Origin of the sequence: Paucihalobacter sp. (genome assembly GCF_036825875.1) — a bacterium.
In the GTDB taxonomy this organism is placed as follows: domain Bacteria; phylum Bacteroidota; class Bacteroidia; order Flavobacteriales; family Flavobacteriaceae; genus Paucihalobacter.
On record NZ_DAISXK010000005.1, the window covers coordinates 67957 to 86812 of the forward strand.

Genomic DNA, 18856 nt, shown 5'->3' on the forward strand with positions numbered 1-18856 from the left:
GATCAAGCGATAACTGTTCTATTTCAAGTTTAAGCATTGATGTTTCTGACTTTACCTGTGCTGATTTGGGCGAAAACACTGTTGAATTAACCGTTACAGACCAAAGTGGAAACAGTGCATCAGCCTTGGCTATAGTAACTGTTGAAGACACCGTAGCACCAACAGTATCTACTCAAAACATCACAGTTCAATTAGATATCACAGGAAACGCTAGTATAACCGCTAATCAAATTGATAATGGATCAAGCGATAACTGTTCTATTTCAAGTTTAAGCATTGATGTTTCTGACTTTACTTGTGCAGATTTAGGCGAAAACACTGTTGAATTAACCGTTACAGACCAAAGTGGAAACAGTGTGTCAGCCTCGGCCACAGTTATTGTTGAAGACACTATTGCGCCAACAATCGATTGTCCAGCAGATTTCCATATAAATTCTAGCGGACCTTTTACCCTTCCGGATTATATTTCAGAAAATATCGTTTTAGTTAATGATAATTGTAGCTATTCCGTCGAGCAAACACCTGCTTCGGGAACAGAACTACCAGATGGGAATTATATAATTTCATTTACTGTTACAGATAGTTCAGGCAACGAAGATAGTTGTTCGTTTCAAGTAACAGTAAAAGACGAAACTTTGGGATTAGACGATTCCGAATTGTTAAATAATCACATAATAATTTATCCTAATCCTATTAAAGATGTTTTCACAATTAAAAACACCAGTAATGTCGAACTTTTATATCTTGAAATTTATGAAGTAAGCGGTAAATTGATTCAAATAATAGATTTGAAAAACATGAATCAAACATTAGATGTTATGTTTACTAGCTATTCAACAGGTGTTTACTTATTAAAAATAAATGCACAAAACACTTCAATAGTAAAAAGGCTTGTTAAAAAATAAAGAACCTCGCATTCTATTATTTTAATCCTTATAAAAGCCGTCTCAATATAATTATTGAGACGGTTTTTTATTTTCGCTTCACGCATACTATTAGGAGATAATTTTTTGAATGAATGCCATTCGCGATAAACTGTTAAATGCTTTATCTCAATCTTAAATTTTACTTATTTTTAAACCGTGAAGTTATTTCTTACATTTTTTCTTGCAATTTTATATAGTATACCATATCCTGTTTATGGTCAACTAGGTTTTTGTGGTGGCAACTCTGGTGACCCTATTTTCACTGAAACCTTCGGCACAGGCACGAATGTTGGCCCACCATTGCCTGTTGGTACAACCACTTACCAGTATGTGACAGGTGCGCCGCAAGACGGGCAGTATACTATTTCAAACAATAGTGTTTTTTTTGATTGGCATAATACAGGCGACCGAACACCAGGGGATGTAAATGGTAAAATGCTAATCGTTAACGCCGACTTTTCAAGCGGCGAATTTTTTAGAACTAGCATTTCAGGTCTTTGCCAAGGTACTTCTTATGAGTTTTCGGCTTGGGTTCTTAATCTACTCCCTATTAGTGGTTGTGGTGGTAACGGAATTCCAATAAATGTCGGATTTGAAATTTGGGACAGCACAAATACAATCTTATTAGCATCAGGTGATACAGGACCAGTTGGCGGGACCAATACTCCTGTCTGGAACCAGTATGGGTTGGTTTTTCAAACACAATCAGGACAAACGGACATAATTTTAAAAATGAGAAATAATGGTCAAGGCGGCTGCGGTAATGACCTTGCTATTGATGATATTGTTTTTAAATCTTGTGGCGATTCGGTGGATATAACAGACGATTCAAATGCTAATGGTTTTGTTGGCTGCACTAATGAGGTCAATAGCCTAGAGTTAAATGCAAATCCCGATTTTTCTGTATTTCAAACGCATGCATATCAATGGCAGTTGAGTAATGATGGCAATAATTGGAGTGATATATCTGGCGCTAACAATCCAATTTATACAATCAATCCAGTTGAAGGTAATACTTTCTTCAGGGTGAAAGTTGCTGAAGATGCTGCCAACTTACAAAATGATTTATGTAATGTAATATCAGATGTTTTTGAATTAACAATCGAGGCACCACCAAACCAACCAATAAGTGATGGCAATGGAACAAATTGCGGATTAGAGGATGATTCACTTTCCGTAAGTGTGCCTGATAATATCGTAGTAAATTGGTTTGATGCGCCTTCAGGAGGTAATTTGCTCGAGGAAAATACTTCTTCTCTAATTGTTAGTGTGCCCGGAACCTATTATGCTGAAGCAGTTACATCATTAGCAGGTTGTACCTCTTTAACAAGAACAGCCGTTACATTCACAAGACTTATACCTCCACCAGGCGAAAATATTTCTGTTTCATTTTGTGAGGGAAGTAACGTTTTATTGCAGTCAGGCATTCCAAATATTAACAGTTATGATTGGAGTACAGGCGAAACTAGTTCAGAAATATCGGTTGGTACTGCTGGGAATTATAGCGTTTTGATGGTTAACTCCGATGGTTGCGAAATAATCAGCCAATTCGAAGTAGCTCAAATTAATGCACCTATTGCCCCAGTGAGCCTTGGTGATGTTACTTTATGTAATAATGAATCAGCGACACTTCAGGTTGAAGTCAGCCCTGATATTACAATCAATTGGTATTCGCAATCAACAGACGGCAATTTATTACAAGCTAACAGCAACACTTTTATTACCAATACTGAAGGTGCTTATTTTGCTGAAGCTGTTTCTGCTGACGGATGTAATTCATTAAGCCGTACAGCTGTGAATTTTACAAGGCTCGAGCCACCAAATGGGAGTACTGAATCTTTGGTATTCTGCCAAGGAAGTTCGGTTAACCTAAGTGTTGGGTTAACAGATATTGTATCGTATAACTGGAGTACAGGCGAAACTACACCAGAAATTAACGTTGATGTATCAAGTAATTATTTTGTTGATGTTATAAATGAAGATGGCTGTGAAATTAGATTTGAATTTGAAGTAACAGAAGTCACAACGCCACAACCACCAGTTAGTTCAGGTGATGTTGTAGAATGTGACGGCGAAGTCAGAATTTTAACGGTTGAAGTCCCAAACGGGTTTTCGGTGAATTGGTACGATTCTGAAACGAATGGAAATTTACTCCAAGAAAACAGTACATCTTTAATTGTAGATAGTGCCGGCACTTATTATGCTGAAGCAATTACGTTAAATGGAAATTGTAACTCCACCACAAGAACAGCAGTAAATTTTTCAAGATTAGACCCATTAGATTTCGAAGATGAAACTATTTATTTTTGTGAAAACACCGAAGTAATTTTGTTTGTAGATATTGAAAATAATATCAGTTATAACTGGAGTACTGGAGAGACCACTCCAGAAATTGTAGTTTCAACTCCTGGAACCTATTCGGTTGATTTTGTAAATGCAAACGGATGCGAAGCCACCAAGGAGTTTGATGTTATTCAGGTCAATATTCCAGAAATTTCGGAAGTGACAACCAATGGTTTTAATGTTGAAATTTTAACCACAGAAAACGGCGATTTCAGTTATTCAATAGATGGACAAAACTTTCAATATGATTCTGTATTTTACGGCATTCTTGGCGGTGTTTATAACATTACAGTAAGAGATAATTTTGGATGTGGTGAAGATGTGGTTTCTCATCTTCATTTTGTTATTCCTAAGTTTTTCACTCCAAATAACGATGGCTATAACGATTTTTTTGAATTGAGAGGCATTGAAGAACTTGGTGCGTCTGAAGTCAATGTTTTTGATCGCTATGGCAAGCTTTTAAAAAGTGCCAAGAATGTCCCTTTTAGCTGGAATGGCACATTCCGAGGGAAATCATTGCCAACTAACGATTATTGGTATCAAATTATTATTGATGGCGAAGAATTTACCGGGCATTTTACACTTAAACGTTAGGATTTTTATATTGGGTTAAAACCACTATTTTTTTAATCGCTCAGTCATTTTAAAGACACAGTTTTGTCATTTTGAACACTATTTATCAAAGCAGGGGATGATTAATTGAATTTTCGTATAATTCGGCAATTTTTCTGTTATGAACACCTGTAGCAATTAGATTTTTATTATTTGATTCTTAATTTCGTACGTCGAGATTTTATAATTAGGGATTTGCGGAAGTTTCCACTACAAAAACTATACATATCATTTCTTGAACATCATTCCGAAAATAATTTTTATATATTGATTTTTGGAATGATCAATATTTTTACGCTTTTTTCTTTTTCTTATCGTTTCATTTCATATTGATTGTCAATTAGGGTTTTGTAAAGATAATTTTGATGATCCAATTTTTTACGGAACTTGGGCAAAGGCTCTAATCTGAAAGAATGGAGTAATGAAACAAGTAAAATTTAAAATATGAGTCCTTTAGTGTCTCATAGCATGGTTACAAGAGTAACCAAATGCGCATTTTTTTCATGCTAAAGGATTGGAAGAAAAAATTTATTTAAACTAACCTTAAAATTAATGAAATACTTTTTTGCTTTCGCATGTACCTTTATATTTTATGGTAGCGCCTTTGGACAGATTATTTTGACACAAACCCACACTGAGGCCACAATAGGTCTTGATAGAAAAGCCTTTCTTGGTTTAGGAAATACTTCTGACCATAGTGATGGTTATGCCCATGATTTTACATTACCAACACGCACAAATCCTTGTCAAGAGATTACAGGCATAACTGTTGTAATAAATCTTACTGGCTACACCAATAATAATATCTGTCCCCATCCAACACTTTATTACAATCTATTTTATGGATGTGGCACATACGGTGGAGGTGCAACGTGTTTACCTGCGACTAATTTAATAGCCGAACCAAATTTCCCACCAAATACAAGCCCGCCACCATTTAATTTTGGAAATCCATTGGGCAGTCCTCTTAATCCTAATATTGAGCCAGATTTTGGGGATAATTTAAGTATCGACATCATCCCTGTTTCCAATCCTGGTTGCAATGCCGTGGGTAATGGACATATCAGTTATCAATACACCATAACGGTTACTATTACAGTTGAAGACATACCAAATGTTACCCCAATATTTACGCAAGTTTCAGAAATATGCGAAGGTGAAACTATAGCCACTCTGCCAACAACATCACAAAATGGTATCACAGGAACTTGGTTGCCTGCCTTAAACAATACAACCACCACTGAATACACTTTCTCCCCTGATGCTGGACAATGCGCAACCAACCAAACAATGACCATCACGGTGAGTCCTGCAACAACACCAACTTTTACTCAAATACCAGCAGTATGTTCAGGTGAAACCATAGCTACTCTACCAACAACATCACAAAATGGTATCACGGGAACTTGGTCGCCTGCATTAAACAATACAACTACAACAGAATACACTTTCACCCCTAACGCTGGGCAATGTGCAAGCAACCAAACAATGACCATCACGGTGAATTCTGCAACAAACCCAACGTTCGCTCAAGTACCAGCAGTATGCCAAGGTGAAACCATTGCCGCTCTACCAACAACCTCACAAAATGGTATCACAGGAACTTGGACACCTGCATTAAACAATACAACCACCACTGAATACACTTTTACCCCTAACGCAGGGCAATGCGCAAACAATCAAACAATGACCATCACGGTGAACCCTACAACAACCCCAACATTCTCACAAGTACCAGCAATTTGCGAAAGTGAAACCATTGCCGCTCTACCAACAACATCACAAAATGGTATCACAGGAACTTGGTCGCCTGCCTTAAACAATACAACCACCACTGAATACACTTTCACCCCTAACGCTGGGCAATGCGCAAACAACCAAACAATGACCATCACGGTGAATCTTGCAACAACTCCCACATTCACTCAAGTTCCAGCAGTATGCGAAGGTGAAACCATAGCCGCTTTACCAACAACCTCACAAAATGGGATCACAGGAACTTGGTCGCCTGCCTTAAATAATACAACCACCACTGAATACACTTTCACGCGCGATGTTGGGCAATGCGCAAGCAATCAAACTATGACCATCACGGTTAATCCTGCAACAACCCCTACATTCACTCAAGTTCCAGCAGTATGCCAAGGAGAAACCATAGCCGCTTTGCCAACAACCTCACAAAACGGTATCACTGGAACTTGGTCGCCTTCCTTAAACAATACAACCACTACTGAATACACGTTCACTCCTAACGCTGGGCAATGTGCAAGCAACCAAACAATGACCATCACGGTGAACCCTGCAACAACACCAACCTTTACTCAAGTACCTGGAATTTGCGAAGGAGAAACCATAGCCGCTCTGCCAACAAACTCGCAAAATGGGATTACAGGAACCTGGTCGCCTGCTTTAGACAATACAGTTACAACAGAATACACTTTTACCCCTAACGCAGGGCAATGCGCAAGCAATCAAACAATGACCATCACCGTGAACCCTACAACAACCCCAACATTCACACAAGTACCTGGAATTTGCGAAGGTGAAACCATAGCCGCTTTGCCAACAACCTCACAAAATGGTATCACAGGAACCTGGTCGCCTGCATTAAACCATACAATTACAACAGAATACACTTTCACACCCGATGCTGGACAATGTTCAAGCAATCAAACAATGACCATCACGGTGAACCCTGCAACAACACCAACCTTTACTCAAGTACCAGCCATTTGTTCAGGTGAAACCATAGCTGCTTTACCAACAACCTCTCAAAATGGTATCACAGGAACTTGGTCGCCTGCCTTAAACAATACAACCACAACAGAATACACTTTCACTCCTGATGTTGGGCAATGCGCAAGCAATCAAACTATGACCATTACGGTTAATCCTGCAACAATACCAACATTCACACAAGTACCTGGAATTTGCGAAGGTGAAACTATACCCACTTTGCCAACAACCTCACAAAATGGGATTACAGGAGCTTGGTCGCCTGCCTACAACAATACAACTACAACAGAATATACTTTTACCCCTGATGCAGGACAATGCGCAAGTAACCAAACAATGACCATTACGGTAAGCCCTGCAAGAACACCTACATTCAATCAAATACCGGCCATATGTTCAGGAGAAACAATACCAGTATTACCAACAACCTCACAAAATGGTATCACAGGAACTTGGTCGCCTGCATTAAACAATACAACCACTACCGAGTACACTTTCACTCCTAACGCCGGACAATGCGCAAGCACCCAAACAATGACAATTGTTGTAAATATGAATACAGCACCGGTTATTTCAGAAGTGAAAACCAATGGCTTCGACATAGAAATTTTAACCACAGCAACCGGTGATTTTAGTTATTCAATAGATGGGCAAAATTTTCAATACGGCAATATATTCTATGGTATTCGAGGTGGTAGATATAGCATTACCGTTAGGGATAACTCTGGATGTGGTCAAGATGTAGTGTCTCATCTTCACTTTGTAATTCCTAAATTCTTTACGCCCAATAATGACGGGTTTAACGACTTTTTTGAAATTAGAGGTATTCAAGAATTTGGCAGTTCAGAGGTTAATATTTTTGACCGCTATGGTAAACTATTAAAAAATTACAGAAATTCAGCTGTTGTTTGGGATGGAACTTATTTAGGAAATCTGTTGCCCACTAATGATTATTGGTACCAAATTATTGTTGACGGAGAAGAATTTACGGGTCATTTTACACTAAAGCGCTAGATGATTGATTTTTGTTTAACGAAAATGTAACATCAAATGTCATCAATAGAATAATTAGCTCATCTTAAAAAGTTAATTTCGCGCTGGCAAATCTTTAATCATATATCTTTTTGAAGGAGCTTTATCTTTTTTTTAAATCCGAATACAAAAATGTTGGATTTGGTTACACCTTAACCTTCTTATCTAGTTTTGGGCAAACCTTTCTTATTTCACTATATGTGCCCGAAATTTTGCAGGTGTTCAGTATCAGTAATGGTGTTTTTGGAGGAATTTACGCGTTTGCAACCATTATTGCTTCATTTATTATGCTTACCGTTGGTCATAATATAGACCACAAACCTGTAAAACAGGTAACCATGGTAACCACTATTGGAATGGCTATTTCTACGCTTATTTTGGGATTTTCTCATTACAGTTTAATTATTTTAATAATGGCATTAATTGGGCTGCGACTTACAGGTCAAGGTTTAATGAGCCATATCAGCTTAACGGTGATGTCGAGACAGTATACTAGCAATCGTGGCAAAGCATTGAGTATTGCCATGCTGGGTTACTCTGTAGGTGAGGCTGTTCTACCCTTAATTTTATCCATTATTATAGTGACTTACAATTACGAAGTGAGTGCTTGGGTATGCGCTTTGTTTTTAGGATTTTATATAGTAAGATTATATTTTCAAGATTTATCAAGATTGAATGAGCAAAGCAATCTGAACCATAAACCAACCGCAAAAGCTTTAATAGGAGATTATTCGACCTTATTTAAAGATAAATTTTTCTGGATTTTAATACCCGCAACTTTTACGCTTGGATTTGTATTTACCGCAGTATTTTTCTATCAATATGTATTTGTGGAACAAAAAGGTTGGTCCGTAGCTTTATATGCTAGTTTTTTCACCGCCTATGCTGTTAGCAGATTTTTATTTTCAATTTTAGCAGGTATCTGGGTAGATAAATATACTGCTAAAAAGCTGTTTAGAATCTATATGATACCACTCATTTTAGGCTTGATTCCATTCGCTTTTGTCAATCATATTTTTGGAGCTTTGGCGTTTTTAGTGCTTTCAGGTTGTACCATGGGTTTGGCAGGAACGGTTAAAACAGCCCTTTTAGCAGAATTGTTTGGGACCGAGAAACTTGGCGCCATCCGAAGTTTATTTACCATGATTATGGTAATCAGCACCGCTCTTGGTCCGTTGTTGGTTGGGATTTTAATGGATATGAACTTAGATTTGAAATGGATTATTTCAATCTTGATCGCAATGTTGTTAGTGGTATTTGTAAATGCACAGCGAATTGCGAAAGCTTAAGGCGTTTTTTTTAAATCCGAATATTTTAATTGATTTACTAATCATTGTTTTTCAGTTTTTCGATCACCGTATAAAGCAAAATCAGCTCCATAATTATAACTATTACCATAAAAATATAGCCAATCCAGGCTAAAACAACAGTTGCAAACATTAGCGACATTACAATTTCAAGTACCCCGGTTAAAGTTGCCAAGTTTCCCAAACTTTTATTTAGCTGAATAATGCCAACGCCAAATACAATGCCTACCGAACCAAATAAAACAGACATGATTATAATATAGTTTTCATTGATAAATTCTGTATATAATGAAATGATATCAAAGCTATAAAGTAATACGGAAAGCAGTATAAATCCAATGGAAGCAAACTTTATCAAGTTATTATTAAGTAATTTGCCAAGGGTGAAATAACCATATGTGAAAATAATAAATGTTACACAAGCAAATATTTTCAAAACCACATAAATACTGTTTGAATAAAGCATAGTGTTTTCGAACCAGCGACTCCAATCAGCAGGAACTTCAAAAAACCCAAGAAGAAAATATAGAACTCCAAAAACAATTGCAATCCTCAAAATTTTAATTGATCTTAAAATTTCTTCAGAACCATTAATCTTTAAATGATTTTTAAAATGTCTGAGTGATTCAGATTTAATTTTTTCTAAATCATAGCCTAATACTTCTAAGATGGTTTTAACAGTGTAAGGTCGTGGAGTCACTTCTCCCGATTCTATGCGCTGAATGGTGCGCACACTTATGTTACATTTTTCTACCAACTCTTCTTGAGTGAGTCCTTGTTGTGTTCTAAGATCAAGAATGATCTTTCCTAATTCTGGCTGTTTCATCTGTTCGGATTTTTATTGATAAAACAATACTACATCTGGAAATTTAAATGCACAATTATTTAAAAGGTATTTCACCCGACATTTACATGACATTTGCTTTTTTCCAGTTTTGGAACTTTAAAAATAGTTTAAAGGGGTTAACAATAACCTTGAAAATCAGTATCTTTTACTTATGCTTGTAAATTTGTAGTCGGATTCAGAATTTACTCTTCATTCTCCTTATAAATACCAATCCGAAGCGCTTCGTTCGATTTTATGGAAGCTCTGTACATTCCAGCCGTATTAAATTCCATAGTGATATTACCATCTTTATCAACTGCTACAATACCGCCATCGCCACCCAGATTGGCCACTTTTTCCTGTATCACAATGCGAGCCGCTTCTTGCAAACTCAAGCCTTTATATTCCATAAGTGCCGAAATATCGTGTGCCACCATAGCTCTTATAAAATATTCGCCCCAACCAGTGCTAGACACTGCGCAAGTTTCGTTATTGGCATAAGTACCAGCGCCAATAATGGGTGCGTCTCCAATGCGTCCCCAGCGTTTGTTGGTCATACCACCAGTTGATGTGCCAGCCGCTAAGTTGCCGTTTTTGTCTAAGGCAGCGCAGCCAACAGTACCAAATTTGTAGTCTTTCAATTCATTGTCATAATAAACTGATTTGGCATCATGGTCCAGCTCAGTTTTTTCACGGTCTTTAATTTTTTGTAGCGAATTGAATCTGCCTTCTGTAAAGAAATAACTAGGGTCAACTAGTTCCAAACCTTGTTCTTCAGCAAAACTTTCGGCACCTTTCCCGGCAAGCATCACATGTTCAGAATTGTCCATCACTGCACGTGCCAAATCAATAGGGTATTTTACATTGGTCACACCTGCGATAGCGCCTGCATTTAAGGTTTTTCCATCCATCACAGAGGCATCTAATTCGTTGGTTTCAGCATTCGTAAAAACGGCACCTTTACCTGCATTAAATAATGGAGAATCTTCCATAACATTAATGGTCTTGGTCACAGCTTCCATACTTGTACCACCATTTTTTAATATATCGTGTCCTACCATAATGGCTTCTTCAAGCTTGGCTTTATAAGCAGCTTCTCTTTCGGGAGTCATATTTTCTTTTAGAATAGTGCCCGCACCGCCATGAATAACAATAGCAAATTCCGGGTTTTCTAAGATTTCATTTTCAGTAGTTGGTATTTCATTTTTTTCCTCTTTACAAGAAGAAATTAAAAAGGTAATACAAATCAAGGTGAGTAAGAGTTTTGGCATGTTTTAAGGTTGTTTTTAAAGCCCTAAGTTAATACTTTATTGCGAAATCCTCAGTAAAAGCGCATATAAATTAGTATCTTCGCAATCACAACATTAATTTAAAAAAACAATCAATATGCAAGCAGTTGCAACAGACTTTGGAATTCAAAAAGCCCTTGACGCCCTTGGGATACAATCTATAAATCACGGCAGTTCTACCGGTTCGGAATGGTTCGCGAATGGTGAAACTATTGAAAGTATTTCACCCGTAGACGGCAAGCTGATTGCCAGCGTGAAGTTAACCACAAAAGAAGATTACAATAAGGTAATGACCGCCGCTACTTCTGCCTTTTCAACTTGGAAAATGATGCCAGCTCCGCAGCGCGGTGAAATCGTAAGACAGTTTGGTGATAAATTACGTGAACTTAAAGAACCACTTGGTAAATTGGTGTCTTATGAAATGGGTAAAAGCTATCAAGAAGGCTTAGGCGAAGTTCAAGAAATGATAGACATTTGTGATTTTGCGGTCGGTTTGTCCCGACAGTTACACGGTTTAACGATGCACAGTGAGCGACCAGGACACAGGATGTACGAACAATACCATTCTTTAGGTGTAGTAGGCATTATTTCAGCATTTAATTTTCCAGTTGCTGTTTGGGCATGGAATACTGCTTTAGCTTGGGTTTGTGGCGATGTGTGTGTTTGGAAACCTAGTGAAAAAACACCGCTTTGTGGCGTGGCTTGCCAGCATATTGCAGCGCAAGTGTTTAAAGACAATAATCTTCCGGAAGGAATTTCTTGTTTGATAAACGGCGATTATCGTGTGGGTGAATTTATGACGAAAGATACCCGTATTCCGTTAATTTCAGCAACTGGCTCAACCCGAATGGGCAAAATTGTAGCACAAGAAGTAGCTGGCAGATTGGGGAGGTCTCTACTTGAATTAGGTGGTAACAATGCCATCATTGTAACTCCAGATGCCGATATTAAAATGACCGTAATTGGTGCCGTATTTGGTGCGGTTGGTACTTGCGGACAACGCTGTACTTCAACCCGCCGCTTAATTATTCATGATAGTATATACGATAAGGTTAAAAATGCAATAGTCGATGCTTACAAACAATTGCGCATCGGTAATCCACTAGATGAAAATAATCATGTTGGACCACTTATAGATACCGATGCAGTAAAAATGTACCAACAGGCTTTAGAGCAAGTAGTGGCCGAAGGCGGCACTATTTTGGTTGAAGGTGGTGTGCTATCAGGTGAAGGCTTTGACAGTGGCTGCTATGTAAAACCAGCTATTGCTGAAGGTAAACCAAATTTTAAAATTGTGCAACACGAAACATTCGCTCCTGTTTTATACTTGCTTAAATATTCAGGCGAAGTAGATAATGCTATTGCCATTCAAAATGGAGTAGCACAAGGGTTGTCCTCTGCAATTATGACTAACAACTTACGTGAGGCCGAACGATTTTTATCCGTTGCTGGTAGCGATTGTGGTATTGCCAATGTAAATATTGGTACCTCAGGAGCAGAAATTGGTGGTGCTTTTGGTGGTGAAAAAGAAACTGGTGGCGGTCGTGAGTCTGGAAGTGATGCATGGAAAGTTTATATGCGCCGTCAAACCAATACTATAAATTATACAACTAGCCTGCCATTGGCACAAGGGATTAAATTTGATTTGTAGATTACTTAGTTAATCTTATAATATTTAAGAAGTTTCTACCTTGAGGATAGTTTACCTCAAATAGAATTTAAATGAAAAAGCCATATTATTTAATGTGGCTTTTTTCATTTAAAAGTTTACGCAACCTTTATATTATAATTCCATCTATAGTATAAAATTGCCAATGGGAATAGCCATCAAACTTCTTAAATTTTTCTGTTTACTCCTTTTAATAGGTTGTCAGCCTAAAGAATTCGAAGAAAATACCAGAATACGCGTTTTAGGAACCGTCGTGAATCAAAACAATGTAGCAATTGAAAATGCTTCTGTAAATATCTTTACTGATGATGAGGTTGGTAGTATTATTAATTTTTTTCCCGGCGTTCCAACGTTTAATCAAATTTTTAATTTAGGAAGTACAAACACAAATCAATCGGGGGAATTTTCAATAGTATCGCTGTTAAATAGAAGTAATAATTTTTTAGTTTCTGTAGAGAAGGATGAGAATTATGCGCCATATCTTTTTAAAACAAACGTATTTGACTATACACCCGATAACTTGACTGTAGACTTAAATACAATCACACTTAAAGAAAAGTTTAGCTTTGATTTAGTCATAAATAATCAAAATCCATCCTCAACTATTGCCGTTGCCCTAAATTATGAAATACCATTCTGTGCCGAGGTTTATGAAGAAGGAACCCTGCAAGAAAATTTATCTAATTGTTATCCTTCTCAAGAATTAACTGTGAGTTTACAAGGGGAAGATTTTTCTAAAAGTTTTATAAGCACGGCTGGGAGCAGCATTCAAATAAGTTATTCTGTAAATAATCAACCAGAAATAGTTGAGACAATCAACCTTAATCCGTCAGAAAATGTTTTTACAATTACCTATTAAAACACTTATTTTTTTCCTTTTTGCTTCAGCCATTTGTTTGGGTCAAAATGATGTTGAGGTTATAGAAACCGAGGATAAGCCAAAGATAACTAAAACCTTCTATTCCTATAATTTTCAATATTTTATTCCGCAAACATTTGGGGATAATGCCTTGGCAAAAGGCACAAAAGGCATTGGCGGCATAAACCTTAAGCTTCAATTAGGAATTTATAAAGGTTTTTTTGTTGGTGGTAACCTGGGAGCTGCTTATTTAGAAGTTACCAATCCGGAAATCGTCGGCAACTACAAAAAATCGACAGTTACTAATAATTACTTATTTTTTGGTTATGAATACTATGTTTCCGAAAGATTCAAGCTTGGATTAAGTGCAGCACCTTTTGCTAAAACAACTTATAAAAATAAAATATTTGATGCTTCGGAAGGCAGACAATACGATACTGGAACATTTTTTAATATTGAATTTTATGCTGACTATAAATTATCCAAACAATTGGCAGTTTTTGTAAGTTATACCTATAGAAAGGACAAATTAAATATTGTTGCACCTATTGAAGATCAATCACAATTTAACTCATCTCAATTTAACCACTTCGGAATTGGTGTGAAATTGTGTTTTGGAAACTTTGATATCGTAAGTGCATTTCTAAAATAATTAACTTTCGTGTAATTATTATCTTTAATTAAATAAATTAATACTTAACGCATTAAATTAAAGGTGCTTCCGTTATCGGCAATAAGCTCCAAGGAAGTATTTGTTATTTCTATAATATCCCATAAAACAACTGCCGGCTCATTATTAAGTACAATTTGGCTGTTATCAGTGGTTAAATTATATTCATAAGCTTGAAATTCTTGTGATACACATGGGTCGCCATCAAAAGTTTGAAAAACCAGTAGATTATTGACGCCTAAGTCAAAATAGCTATTTTTTTGACATTCATCAAATACATTAATATTTGTATTAGATGGATTTACACTTTCAATAGAAATTAAAAACCACCGCAGTTAAAGTAATTGCTGTACATTAGGAGAGTCATCACCAGTACTGCATCACAGTAAAAAGAAAGGAGCAAGAACCAAAACCAGATATAATTGTATGCGTTTCATACCACTTATTTTCTCATATATAATAAAATTTAGAATGAGCAGTTTTAAAGCAACTGAAAAACAGTAATGTAAAGGATTTGAAATGGATACATAATAAAAAAAATCCTGCTTCATTGCCACACTTTTATGGTAGAAACAAGACTTTTTAGTTGATTAATAGCATATCAAATATAGAAGATAAGTTATGATACTTTTAGTTATAATTTATGAATGGTATTGTTTTTTATATTAATGGTTTGTTTCTTCACATCAACTATACTTTACCTTCCGTAAAATGCGCATAGTTTCATTATAAAATCTGTAAACTTCTTCATTGTAATTTTTTAAATAAGGCTTGGCCTCATTTAACTTATCAATAGCTTCGTGAAATAAATTTAAATAACAAATCAAATAGGTGGCAGGCAGATTTTTTAAATCATAGTTTTCATTTTTAGATAATTGTAATCCCTTTTTTAGCTTTTCTAATATGATATTGTTTGCGTTGTAAATATGGTAGAGTACTTTTTTGTCGAATTGAGGCGCATGAAATAAAAGTTTGGTTTCGATATGGTAATTGGCATTGTCCTCAAAATGAATTACTGTTTCTTCTAATGGATAGTATTTATATGTGTTGTGAAGTCCAAGGTTGACATATTCTCGAATTTTAAAGGAAGCGTCATTATGACTAATCGCTACTTCATCAAAGGTCGAATAAAACAGTCGCACTTGTTCATTCACCAATTCAATGTCAACTCTAGAGAAAAACACTTCATCCTTAACAACCTTTTTTTGTCCAGCCCAGCACAGCACAAAATATTCTTTAAACACCTTGTATTGAGGTTCAAAATCGGCTCTTTTCTTCATAAAATCAAATACGCCATTCAAAGTGTATTCAATATTGTTTTGAGCATGTTTTTCAATGGCTTCAACTATGGCCGAATTAATATCTTTCACCACAATATCAAACACCTTGGGCATACTCATGCTGCCATCTCTAAAAAACACCGAGCCGCCGTAGTATTTCCAAATATTTTTACGTAGTGAGGTGAGTTTTTCCATAGATCTAATCGTCACCAAGCCTACCACTTTATCATCTGGTAAATGCGGAAAGGGAATATTTTCGTAGGAAACTACAGGCGGATTTGTAAGGTAGGCATTAATGAGATTTTGTATTTTACTATCGTCAAAAAAATCAACGCCTACAATTTTGTTGTCTTCGTCTTCAACGCCTATTACAATGTAAGAGTTGTTTTTTGGGTTGCTATTAGACAATGCACAAATGTGCTTTAAAAACTTAGCCTTACCTTCCTTTTGACCAATATCAATTTTTCGCTTTTTGTCATAAAAGCTGTTCTCATCATTATGAGCAAGCAGATTTTTTATAAGTAGGCGTTTGTTGATCATGGTACTTCCTGCGAAAGCAGGAATCTCGTTATTTCAATTTATAATTTTTTCATTACCGTCGTCGAATTAGCCTGAGCCGTAGGAAACACTAAAATATCCGCCAGATTCACATGTGGCGGTCTCGATATTGTAAAGAAAATAATCTCAGCAATATCTTCGGCTTGTAAGGCTTTAAACCCTTTGTAAACATTATTGGCAAGGTCATCTCCTTTAAATCGTACTTGCGAAAATTCGGTTTCTACCAAACCCGGATTGATCGCCGAAACTTTAATATTATAGGGGTTCAAATCTATCCGCATGCCTTCGGTAATAGCCAAAACAGCATGTTTACTTGCACAATACACATTGCCCTTTGGATAGACCTCTTTCCCAGCCGAAGAACCGATATTAATGATTTGGCCAGATGCTCGTGCCACCATTTGCGGGATCACAGCTTTTGATACGTAAAGCAATCCTTTCACATTGATATCCATCATTGCATCCCAATCGTCTAAACTACCCGTATTTATGGGATCTAAGCCGTGAGCATTACCGGCATTATTTATTAAAATATCGATATTTTTAAAGTTTTCTGGTAAAGATTTTATGGCATGTTCTACAGTATTTTTATCTCGTACATCAAAATGAAGGGTATGAACTTGGGTTTTATTTGAAAGCTCATTTTTTATAGTTTGTAAGCGCTCTTGTCTCCGTCCACAAAGAATTAATTTTATGCCGTTTGAAGCCAATAAATAAGCGGTCGCTTTTCCGATACCGCTTGTGGCGCCTGTAATCAAAGCTGTTTTTGTCATTTTTTAAGTATCAATTTTTTATGGAGTTTCTTTACCTTGAGAGGCTTCTAAAAGGAGAAACCAGTCTTCTAATTCTAAATTAATGTTGGTGCTTTCAGATGCTTTTTTAAGTCGCTCAGGATTTGAAGTGCCAACAACCGGATGCATTCCCGAAGGGTGTTTCAATAACCAGGCATAAAGCAGTTGGTCTTCGGTAGCTTGATATTTTTTACATAGACCTTCTAATTGTTTAGAAATTCTATCATTTTGCTCATTCTTTTGCTTAAAATAACTTCCCAAAGGCGACCAAACCTTGGCTGTTTGTTGCTTGAGCATGGCATAATCCAAAACCCCGTTAAATAGAGCAGTTGGTTGGGTTAATGAACATTCTACCTGGTTAGTAGTGATTTCTAAATGCGGCGCTAATACTTGCATTTGCGACACCGAAAAATTGGATACACCAAATGCCCTTATGATTCCTTTTTGTTTTAAATGCGTAACAGCTTCTAAAACATCATCAACGTGCATCAACGGACTTGGACGGTGCAATAAAAATACATCTAAATAATCAGTTTTTAGATTGCGTATGCTTTGCTCTGCTGAACCAATGATATAGCCTTTACTATAGTTGTAATGCTTAACCTTATTGGGGCGATGATTAGAAATCAACTGAATGCCACATTTGGAAATTAATTGAATGCTCTCCCTATGAAGTCCACCTTTTTTAAACGCTTTTCCAAATTCAGCCTCAGTGGTATAATCTCCATAAATATCCGCATGATCAAAAGTTGTTATACCGTGAGAAACACAATTATTAATAAGCGCTGACATTCGTGCAGTTGATAATTTCTTGCCCCATAAACCCCAAGTCATGGTTCCTGATATAATTCTAGAAAAATTTGACATAATTGTTATGGAATTAAATTTATAGGTCAATTCTTTGTAAAAATATTTAAAAAAGATTCATTTACACGTTGGATAGGTCAATTTGTTCGTAAGGAAGTTCACTCTAATTTCGAAGATTTTGAAGCCATGAACATCTAATATCGCATTCCTGGCGTATATCTTTAAATTTTAAACCTTAAATCTAAATCTTAAAACCATGAAATTATTTTTAAAAATCAATGTTCTTGTGTTATTAATTGCTACGCTGTTTTTTGTAGGCTGTACGGATAGTACCGACAATCCTCCTAGTGAAACTTCAAGCATTTCTATAAAACTTGTCGACAATCCTGGAGACTACGATAATGTTTTTGTTGAAGTTGTTGATGTGATGATTAAATATCAAGATAATAATAATCAAAACCAAGACCCGGAATCTGGATGGCAATCACTTCAACTTGTAAATTCTGGAGTTTATGACTTGTTAGAATTAACAGGTGGTGTTGATCTTTTGTTAGTGGACAACTATGATATACCTTCAGGGATTATTCAGCAAATTAGACTGGTTTTAGGAGATGATAACTCCATCGTTATAGATGGTGAAACGTTTCCTTTAAATACACCTAGTGCGCAGCAGTCTGGTTTGAAAATTCAAATCAATCAAGCCGTTGAACCTAATTTTAATTATACATTTATTTTAGATTTCGATGCACATGAATCTATAGTGATGGCAGGAAATTCTGATAATATTATTTTAAAACCAGTTTTACGCGCAAGTCTAGAAGCTGCTTCTGGAATTATAAGTGGAATTGTTTTACCTGCTGATGTAGCCGTATTAATCACAGCAACAAATGGTGATTTTGAAACCTCGACGTTCTCGGATGACGCAGGTAATTTTATGTTTGCTGGACTTGCAGAAGGCGTTTATAATTTAACATTTACACCTGATGATGAGTCGTTGTTAACGGCACAGACTTTTAACAATGTTACAGTAACAGTTGGAGAAACTTCAGATATTGGTACGATTATTTTAGAATAACCAATCATGAAATCAATTTTTAAAAGGCGGTATTTTTCTAATACCGCTTTTTTATTTACTTCTTCTCAGCTATAAA

14 protein-coding genes are annotated in these 18856 nt (G+C 36.3%); 8 read left to right on the forward strand and 6 right to left on the reverse strand.

Annotated features, from left to right (window positions below; translation table 11 throughout):
• From V7Z48_RS02795 to V7Z48_RS02810, 4 genes are all read left to right on the forward strand, one after another.
• Positions 1–905 (forward strand): T9SS type A sorting domain-containing protein (locus tag V7Z48_RS02795; protein WP_334111869.1); only part of this gene is annotated, 905 nt, incomplete at its 5' end.
• A gap of 177 nt (positions 906–1082) precedes the next feature.
• Positions 1083–3863, forward strand: coding sequence for a T9SS type B sorting domain-containing protein (locus tag V7Z48_RS02800; protein WP_334111870.1), 2781 nt, complete (start codon positions 1083–1085; stop codon positions 3861–3863).
• Between the two features lie 570 nt (positions 3864–4433).
• Positions 4434–7631, forward strand: a complete 3198-nt coding sequence (locus V7Z48_RS02805) for a T9SS type B sorting domain-containing protein (RefSeq protein ID WP_334111871.1) — start codon at positions 4434–4436, stop codon at positions 7629–7631.
• A 110-nt stretch (positions 7632–7741) separates the two neighbouring features.
• On the forward strand, positions 7742–8938 hold the full coding sequence (locus V7Z48_RS02810; RefSeq protein WP_334111872.1) for an MFS transporter: 1197 nt from the start codon (positions 7742–7744) through the stop codon (positions 8936–8938).
• A gap of 37 nt (positions 8939–8975) precedes the next feature.
• On the opposite strand, the gene V7Z48_RS02815 is transcribed toward V7Z48_RS02810, so the two are convergent.
• Together V7Z48_RS02815 and V7Z48_RS02820 are read right to left on the reverse strand one after the other, a co-directional pair.
• Entirely contained in the window at positions 8976–9782 is an 807-nt protein-coding gene (locus V7Z48_RS02815; protein ID WP_334111873.1) for a helix-turn-helix domain-containing protein, read from the reverse strand.
• Between the two features lie 203 nt (positions 9783–9985).
• A complete protein-coding gene (locus V7Z48_RS02820; protein WP_334111874.1) occupies positions 9986–11053 on the reverse strand; it encodes an isoaspartyl peptidase/L-asparaginase family protein in 1068 nt (355 codons plus the stop codon).
• 115 nt (positions 11054–11168) lie between these two features.
• Between V7Z48_RS02820 and amaB the strand changes: the two genes are divergently transcribed.
• The 3 genes from amaB (at position 11169) to V7Z48_RS02835 (ending at position 14251) form a co-directional block, all read left to right on the forward strand.
• Entirely contained in the window at positions 11169–12722 is a 1554-nt protein-coding gene (amaB, locus tag V7Z48_RS02825) for an L-piperidine-6-carboxylate dehydrogenase (protein ID WP_334111875.1), read from the forward strand.
• Between the two features lie 163 nt (positions 12723–12885).
• A complete protein-coding gene (locus V7Z48_RS02830; RefSeq protein WP_334111876.1) occupies positions 12886–13599 on the forward strand; it encodes a hypothetical protein in 714 nt (237 codons plus the stop codon).
• Complete coding sequence (locus V7Z48_RS02835; RefSeq protein ID WP_334111877.1) at positions 13577–14251, forward strand: hypothetical protein; 675 nt, start codon at positions 13577–13579, stop codon at positions 14249–14251. The genes V7Z48_RS02830 and V7Z48_RS02835 overlap by 23 nt, the downstream gene beginning before the upstream one ends.
• A gap of 44 nt (positions 14252–14295) precedes the next feature.
• On the opposite strand, the gene V7Z48_RS13565 is transcribed toward V7Z48_RS02835, so the two are convergent.
• From V7Z48_RS13565 to V7Z48_RS02850, 4 genes are all read right to left on the reverse strand, one after another.
• Complete coding sequence (locus V7Z48_RS13565) at positions 14296–14604, reverse strand: lipocalin family protein (RefSeq protein ID WP_428850387.1); 309 nt, start codon at positions 14602–14604, stop codon at positions 14296–14298.
• A 351-nt stretch (positions 14605–14955) separates the two neighbouring features.
• On the reverse strand, positions 14956–16089 hold the full coding sequence (locus V7Z48_RS02840; protein WP_334111878.1) for an ATP-binding protein: 1134 nt from the start codon (positions 16087–16089) through the stop codon (positions 14956–14958).
• Between the two features lie 38 nt (positions 16090–16127).
• Positions 16128–16880 (reverse strand): SDR family NAD(P)-dependent oxidoreductase, encoded by a 753-nt coding sequence (locus V7Z48_RS02845; RefSeq protein ID WP_334111879.1) that lies wholly within the window; start codon positions 16878–16880, stop codon positions 16128–16130.
• A gap of 18 nt (positions 16881–16898) precedes the next feature.
• Positions 16899–17765, reverse strand: a complete 867-nt coding sequence (locus V7Z48_RS02850; protein WP_334111880.1) for an aldo/keto reductase — start codon at positions 17763–17765, stop codon at positions 16899–16901.
• 196 nt (positions 17766–17961) lie between these two features.
• Between V7Z48_RS02850 and V7Z48_RS02855 the strand changes: the two genes are divergently transcribed.
• The gene (locus V7Z48_RS02855; protein WP_334111881.1) at positions 17962–18780 is read left to right on the forward strand and encodes a DUF4382 domain-containing protein; all 819 of its coding nucleotides are present in this window, start codon (positions 17962–17964) and stop codon (positions 18778–18780) included.
• The last annotated feature ends 76 nt before the right edge of the window (positions 18781–18856 follow it).

Excerpts from the sequence above, each read along its gene's own strand:
- V7Z48_RS02855 (WP_334111881.1), top strand. The coding sequence starts at position 17,962 with ATGAAATTATTTTTAAAAATCAATGTTCTTGTGTTATTAATTGCTACG.
- V7Z48_RS02840 (WP_334111878.1), bottom strand. The coding sequence starts at position 16,089 with ATGATCAACAAACGCCTACTTATAAAAAATCTGCTTGCTCATAATGAT.
- V7Z48_RS02830 (WP_334111876.1), top strand. The coding sequence starts at position 12,886 with ATGGGAATAGCCATCAAACTTCTTAAATTTTTCTGTTTACTCCTTTTA.
- V7Z48_RS02815 (WP_334111873.1), bottom strand. The coding sequence starts at position 9,782 with ATGAAACAGCCAGAATTAGGAAAGATCATTCTTGATCTTAGAACACAA.
- V7Z48_RS02850 (WP_334111880.1), bottom strand. The coding sequence starts at position 17,765 with ATGTCAAATTTTTCTAGAATTATATCAGGAACCATGACTTGGGGTTTA.
- V7Z48_RS02805 (WP_334111871.1), top strand. The coding sequence starts at position 4,434 with ATGAAATACTTTTTTGCTTTCGCATGTACCTTTATATTTTATGGTAGC.
- V7Z48_RS02835 (WP_334111877.1), top strand. The coding sequence starts at position 13,577 with ATGTTTTTACAATTACCTATTAAAACACTTATTTTTTTCCTTTTTGCT.
- V7Z48_RS02845 (WP_334111879.1), bottom strand. The coding sequence starts at position 16,880 with ATGACAAAAACAGCTTTGATTACAGGCGCCACAAGCGGTATCGGAAAA.
- amaB (WP_334111875.1), top strand. The coding sequence starts at position 11,169 with ATGCAAGCAGTTGCAACAGACTTTGGAATTCAAAAAGCCCTTGACGCC.
- V7Z48_RS02820 (WP_334111874.1), bottom strand. The coding sequence starts at position 11,053 with ATGCCAAAACTCTTACTCACCTTGATTTGTATTACCTTTTTAATTTCT.